Source organism: Streptomyces palmae, assembly GCF_004684805.1.
In the GTDB taxonomy this organism is placed as follows: Bacteria; Actinomycetota; Actinomycetes; order Streptomycetales; family Streptomycetaceae; genus Streptomyces; species Streptomyces palmae.
In genome coordinates this window covers 1-6420 of the sequence record NZ_SRID01000389.1, presented here as the reverse complement: position 1 = coordinate 6420, position 6420 = coordinate 1, and the positions used below count along the sequence as shown (strand labels likewise).

Sequence of the window (6420 nt, the reverse complement as noted above, 5' to 3'; positions counted from 1 at the left end):
CCGCAAGACCCTCCCCGAACGACGCGCCTGCCAACGCCCACCCGAGCCCCAGGCGGAAGTCGAGATCAACTGGAACTGGCGCTCGGTCATCACGGTGTGAGCCGAACAGCTTCCCCACAGCAGTGACCCGGTTCCTCCCACCGGCATCCACCTCACCCCCGATGCACCCTTTACCCCACTCCAGCACCGAAAAAGAAAACCCTCCGCACTCAGACACCTACTCACGGTCGACCATGATCACTCATACGGTGTATGTGAGTACTCATAGCGATCACCGGAGGGGACATGTCGTTCGAGGACGAGTGGCGAGAAGCGTTACGGCAGAGCTCCGCGACCGCCGGCACCCGGCTGGACCACGTGGCCGAGGGCGGCAAGGCCGACCTGGTGGTCAAACGGGACGACCTCGGCGCCATCGGCCACGACGCCTACCGGCTGCACACCGCCATGACGAAGAACGGCCGGCACGCCCACTCGTCCACAGCCGCCGCGGCCACCGCCCTGACCAACCGCAACTTCACCTGCGGCGCGGCACTGACCAAGGTCAACCGGGACTGGTCGACCCAGCTGGACACCCTGAAGCACGCCTGCGCCCAGATCTCCAACCACCTCGACTACACACAGGCTGCCCACGCCAAGGACGACCAGCACATCGCGGGTGAGCTCACCGCGGTGTCCAAGATCCTCAAGTACTGGAAGTAGGACGCCTGGTGAAGTACGAGGACGTGATCCACGCGCCGGTCGACAAGCTCCAGACCGCGGTGGACGACTGGACCGACCTGGCCGCCAAGCTCGACACGATGGCCACCACGGCACGCGAGGGCATGCGGGCAAAGGCCGATCGTGCCGACTGGAAAGGCGTCAACGCCGAAGTCACCAGGCAGTTCATTCGCAAGACAGCCCATGAGGTCGCGGAGGCGGCCGAGGCCGCCAAGGCGATCAAACTGCTTCTGAACGAAGCCCACACCATCTTCAAGAAGGCCAAGGACGACCTGATCCGCATCCGGGACAAGGACGGGCCGGCTGCCGGAATCACCGTGGACGGCCACGGCAAGGTAACCGCCAAGGAGATCCTGGCGAGCAAGGGCGGGAAGAAGGTGAAGCTGGAGGACGCGGACGCCTCGACCCGCCATGACCCCGACTACGCGCTGGCCCTGCGGAAGCAGCAGGAGGCCGTGACCGCCTGGCAGAACAAGATCAAGCGGATCATCGACACCTGCCAGGACGCGGACGAATCCCTCAGGGTCGCCTTGACCGCCAACGACAAGGACGCGCACGACTTCACCCCGCCCAAGTACCGCTCCCTGGACCAGGAAGAGGCGGACCGCGCGGCCACGCTCCTCTCCAAGGGAACCGGCCTCAGCGACGCCGAACTGGTCCAACTGGACGAGCTCCTGCTCGACAACCGCGACAACCCCGCCTTCGCCAAGCCCTTCTACGAGCACCTCGGCCCCAAGAAGGCCCTCACCCTGTACGGCCAGATCGCGATCCACTCCAGCGAATACAGCCAGGGGGACAAGAAGCACACGGAGGCCGTGAAGAAGCTCCAGCGCGGCTTGGGCCTCAACCTCGCAACCGCTTCCCACGACACCACGTTCGCCGAGAAATGGGGACCGGAGCTGCGAAAGCTCGGCACACAGCAGTTCGTGCTGGACCGGACCGGCATCGTCCCGACGGCCTACGGTTACCAACTCCTCGGCGGAATCCTGCGCTACGGAAACTACGACGCGAAGTTCCTGAAGCCCATCGCCGAACACGTCACCCAACTTCACGCGGACGATCCCGCCCGCTTCGACCCGGGCCCCCAGGGCGCCAGCTACAAGAACGCCTTCAACCCGAACGGCAAGGACGGCGCCGGCTACGACCCGGTGCTGTCCGTACTGGAGGCACTGGGACACAGCCCCGAGGCCTCGAAGGAGTTCTTCTCCCAGGAGCCCACCCTCTACAACGAGGACGGCTCGGCCGCCGACGGATACGGGCCTTCCGACTTGGACGGCAGTGTCGGCGACAGTTACCTGAGGTACTTTGCGAACCAGCACTACGAATCGTTCGCGGATACCGACCAATCGAACGACAAGGCTATCGAGCAGGCCCACGGGTACATGCCGAAGGCGCTCGGCCACGCACTGGAATCCTCCACGTTGGGCCGCCCCTGGGATGCGTACTCAGAGCCGATCAAGCGGGACGCGGACTCGGCAAAGATCATGACTAATGTGATCGAAATCTACTCCAACCCGGATCTCCTGCATGAGCAGAAAACGATCTCGGAGAGTCTTGGACGCATGGGTAGCGCCTACATCAGAGATATTGACTGGCTTTTGGATGACGACAAGGACGGCAGCGTCTACGCCCCCAAGGATTCATTCGATGACCACCTCCAAAACAAGCAGGCCCATATTCGCAAGTTCATCAGCACGGTAGCAAAGTACCCGGATTGCTACGCCTCGTTATCCGAGGCCCAGCAGATTCAGACGACCAGTTTCCTTGGCCAGGATTTCGACCTGAAGAGCACAGGGGACAGAAGCGATATCCGCTCCTCGGTGGAGCTTGGAGCCGAATTGCAAGGGCGCCTCGACAAGGCTCGCGCAGAGCAGGTCCAGAAGGTAGGAATGGACGAACTTCAAGAATACGAAAGGAAGGAAGAGCGTCAAGCAGCATGGAAACAGTTTGGCGGATCGTCAGCCGCCGCAGCAGTGGTTACAGGCGCAACCTTCCTGATCCCAAACAGTGCAGCCGCCAGAGGTGTGGCAGCTTTGGCGGTGCCTATCGCCTCCGATATCGCCAGTGATTTGATGTCCAATCTCATCGATCAAGCAATCGGCAAAGACACCGAGCAAGAAGGCGATAAAAAGGAAGAGAGCATCGAAAAGCTAGTCCACGACAAGAGCACCAGAATCTTCCGCACAGGGGAAGCCAGGGCCAGCGCACCGGCACTTCAGTTCATCAATGAACCAGGCGTGGACAAAGAACTGAAGGAATCGGTAAAACACTCCCTCCATTCGGGCTACACCTGGGGATACACCCTGGAGGAGGCACAAGGGGAAAGGCCGAGGGACTGAAATGGAGTCCGGCCAGAAGTACCGCGATCTTCGGGCAGCCTTCCTCCTCATGGGTGCCGCGCTTCTCTGCGCTACCACCTCGGCCTGCGGCACCCCGGACAAGAAGGAGGAGTTCACGACAGCAAGCAAGGTCTGCGGCGGCGCTTTCACTTACGCTCCCGAGGCACTGGAAGAGTTGAGGAGTACCAGGGAATTTCTCAACGAAGACAGTGACTTCCTGGACGCGGGCACGAAGGAGATAATCGGAATCAACAAAAAAGGGTCCGCGGGATACGGGAAATCAGGACGATGTCATATTGCCCGAAATACGTCCGATCGCGACTCCGCACCTGGCAGTACCGATATCAGTGTGGACTATTACGAAGCGCGAGACCTGGGACGCCCCGAATGGATCACCGGGAAACCCGTCCATTACCGCCTCGGGGAACTGGCGATTGCCGGCCCGCAGGATGCTGAGCTCTACTTCGAATGCATCGGTCCATCGATGGACGAGCCGTCGAAGCCTGCCCGTGTCCTGGTGTCCCTCCGGCATTCACGGGACTACCGCAGCAGACACCCGGCCACACTGCGCGAGACGAACATGAAGGTCGTGTACTCCGCCTCACTCGCTCTGGCGCGCAAGTTGGAGTGCAAGAACGACGGCGGGCTCCCGGATCGACTCGTACTCCAGGAGGTCGGGTAGCAGGGGGGCCTGGCCGCGGTTCGGCCGCAGGCAACGGCAGGTCCGCTGCCCCGGTGCGTCTCACCGGGGCAGCGGACCTTCGTGGCAGAGCTCCGAGTTGGTCAGCCGATGGGGTTGACGAAGGTGCCGGGGTGGGTGGCGCTGCGCTGGTCGACGAGGGTGTACTCCTCCCAGGGCCACTCGATCTTGAGGGCCTTGGTCTCGTTGGGCGGGGTGATCTCGACCCAGGCCGGCTGGTAGAAGCCCTCATCCTCCTCGGTGAGGAGGAGGTTGAGGTCGAACGAGGTGCTCTGGCCGGCCTCCAGCTCCATGGAGCTCCACTTCTGCGAGGAGCGGGTCAGGGACCAGCGCTCGCCGCCGTTGATCGAAGTCAGGTCCACACCGGGGAAGCCGCCGATCCGGCAGGAGCTGGTGCCCTTGTTGGTCAGGACGATGCTGGCGGTCGTCCCGCCTCCGCCGTTCTCGTTCGGGACCGGAAGCGCGTCCTCACCCGTGGCGAAGGCGGCCTCCAGGTTGTCGGTGTGGCAGCGCTCGACGCCCGCGTGCGCCCTGCCGCTGCCCTCGGTGGCGGCCTGTCCGCTGCCCGACTCCGTCTGCGTCCCGGAGCCCGTCTTGGCGCCGGAGCCCGCCTGGGCGCCGGAACCCTGCGCACCCTGGGAGGAGGAGTTCTGCGCACCGCCGGAAGACCCGGAGGAGCCGTTGGACCCGGCCGAGGCCGTGTCGGTCTGGCCCGCGGACTTGGTGCCGCCAGTGTCCGAGTTGCAGGCCGTCAGGGTCAGGGCGGCGGCTGCGGTCAGGACCGCGGCGGCGACGCGGAGGGAGCGACGGCGGGCGATGCGGGCGGTGGTGTTGGAGCGCATTTCGGGTCCCCCGGAGCGGTCGGTGTCGTGGGCTGCTCGGTACGACAACAACTCTGGCCGGAGCCACTACCGCCTCGCTGCCGCCCCGCTAACACCCGGCTAACACGCTGTCACCAGGGAAATACGCGGCTGCGACCTGCGGCGTCAGGCCACACCCGCCCGGCCTTTCCTCCGGTCGGGTAGCCCTGGCCCGTGGGCCACAGATGGGCCACACGCGCTGGTCAGCAGTGGGATACAGGGTCAGGCAGGGCATAGGCGAAAGGGGTGCCCCCGGAGATCGGGGCACCCCTTCTGACCTGCTCCTACGTTGAGCTGGGCGGAGGCTGTGGGATTTGAACCCACGGTGACATCGCTGCCACGACGGTTTTCAAGACCGTTCCCTTAGGCCGCTCGGGCAAGCCTCCCCGCGCTCGGCCCGTTGGTTGGGGTCAGAGCGCGAGGCTCAGCCTAGCGCGTCAGCTGTCGCCCTCGCGCTGGCCCAGCGTGAGCTGGACCGTGTGCTCCTTGCCGTCGCGCTGGTAGGTCAGCTTGACCGTGTCGCCGGGCTGGTGGGTCCAGATCTCGCTGATCAGGGTCGGGCCGCTGTCGATGATCGTGCCGTCCAGCTTGGTGATCACGTCGCCGGGCTTGAGGCCCGCCTTGTCCGCCGGGCCGCCGGGGGTGATCGCGGCCGAGCCGTCCGTGCCGTTGCCGGCGATGGTGGCGCCGTTGCCGCTGTCCTTCATGGTGACCGTGGCCTCGATGACCGGGTACACCGGGCTGCCCGTCTTGATCAGCTGATCGGCTACGTTCTTGGCCTGGTTGATCGGGATGGCGAAGCCGAGTCCGATGCTGCCGGACTGCTGCGCCTCACCGCCGAAACCGCCGCCGTTGCCCGCCGACTGGATCGCGGAGTTGATGCCGATCACCGCGCCCTTGGCGTTGAGCAGCGGGCCGCCGGAGTTGCCCGGGTTGATGGAGGCGTCGGTCTGGAGGGCGCTCATGTAGGAGGAGCTGGTGCCACCGCCGTCGCTGGAGGCGACGGGGCGGTGCTTGGCGCTCACGATGCCGGTGGTGACGGTCCCGGAGAGGCCGAACGGCGCGCCGATGGCGACTGTGGCGTCGCCGACCCGCACATGGTCGGAGTCACCGAGCGGCAGCGGGTTGAGGTGGACGCCGGCGGGGTTCTTCAGCTTGATCACGGCCACGTCGTAGCCCTCGGCCCGGCCCACCACCTCCGCGTCGTACCGCTTGCCGTCGGAGAAGGTCGCGGTGAGCTTGCCGTTGTCCGCGGCGGAGGCCACCACGTGGTTGTTGGTCAGGATGTGGCCCTCCTTGTCGTAGACGAAGCCGGTGCCGGTGCCGCCCTGGCCGCTGCTGCTCTGCGCCTCGATGGTCACCACGCTGGGCAGTGCCTTGCCCGCGATGGCGGAGACCGAACCCGGCGCGCGGCTGTCGGACTTGGAGCTGTCGGGGGCGGAGACGGTGGTCGAACCGGTGCCGCCCTGGTCGTTGTCGGCGGCCCAGTATCCGATGCCGCCACCGATGCCACCGGCGATCAGCACGGCCGCCAGCACCCCGGCCACGATCCCGCCGGCGCGGCGCTTGCGGGCCGGTGGAACCGCCCCGGGAGCGGGCACCGAGGCCCCCCAGCCGCCACCGGCCGCGCCGGAGGTGTCGGGGCCGCTCTCCCCGCCCCACCAGGTCCTGCCGCCTCCCACTGGCGGTATCGCGGCGGCCGGTGCGGCGGCGGCAGGAGCCGCGGGCGCGGTCGGCATGGGGGCTGTATCTTATACACGTCTGACGCTTCCGACGATCGCATAAGTGTAGATATCGGGTGTGG

General features: G+C 65.6%; 4 protein-coding genes, 1 tRNA gene and 1 pseudogene. 3 read left to right on the top strand and 3 right to left on the bottom strand.

Annotated elements, in window-relative coordinates:
- Window positions 1-285 precede the first annotated feature (285 nt).
- From E4099_RS27450 to E4099_RS27440, 3 genes are read left to right on the top strand one after another with little or no spacing between them, the layout of a single operon-like run.
- Complete coding sequence (locus E4099_RS27450) at window positions 286-699, top strand: hypothetical protein (protein ID WP_135341821.1); 414 nt, start codon at window positions 286-288, stop codon at window positions 697-699.
- Between the two features lie 8 nt (window positions 700-707).
- Window positions 708-3056, top strand: a complete 2349-nt coding sequence (locus E4099_RS27445) for a hypothetical protein (protein WP_135341820.1) — start codon at window positions 708-710, stop codon at window positions 3054-3056.
- Between the two features lies 1 nt (window position 3057).
- Window positions 3058-3738, top strand: coding sequence for a hypothetical protein (locus E4099_RS27440; protein ID WP_135341819.1), 681 nt, complete (start codon window positions 3058-3060; stop codon window positions 3736-3738).
- Between the two features lie 101 nt (window positions 3739-3839).
- Here the strand turns inward: E4099_RS27440 and E4099_RS27435 are convergent, their stop codons facing one another.
- From E4099_RS27435 to E4099_RS27425, 3 genes and pseudogenes are all read right to left on the bottom strand, one after another.
- Window positions 3840-4598, bottom strand: a complete 759-nt coding sequence (locus tag E4099_RS27435; protein WP_135341818.1) for a DUF4232 domain-containing protein — start codon at window positions 4596-4598, stop codon at window positions 3840-3842.
- 317 nt (window positions 4599-4915) lie between these two features.
- Window positions 4916-5002, bottom strand: a tRNA-Ser gene (locus E4099_RS27430).
- Window positions 5003-5053: 51 nt separating this feature from the next.
- Window positions 5054-6358, bottom strand: a pseudogene (locus tag E4099_RS27425) (S1C family serine protease); the annotation flags it as partial.
- Between the last annotated feature and the right edge of the window lie 62 nt (window positions 6359-6420).

Coding starts and splice junctions, on each gene's coding strand:
- E4099_RS27450 (WP_135341821.1), top strand. CDS start 286: ATGTCGTTCGAGGACGAGTGGCGAGAAGCGTTACGGCAGAGCTCCGCG.
- E4099_RS27440 (WP_135341819.1), top strand. CDS start 3,058: ATGGAGTCCGGCCAGAAGTACCGCGATCTTCGGGCAGCCTTCCTCCTC.
- E4099_RS27435 (WP_135341818.1), bottom strand. CDS start 4,598: ATGCGCTCCAACACCACCGCCCGCATCGCCCGCCGTCGCTCCCTCCGC.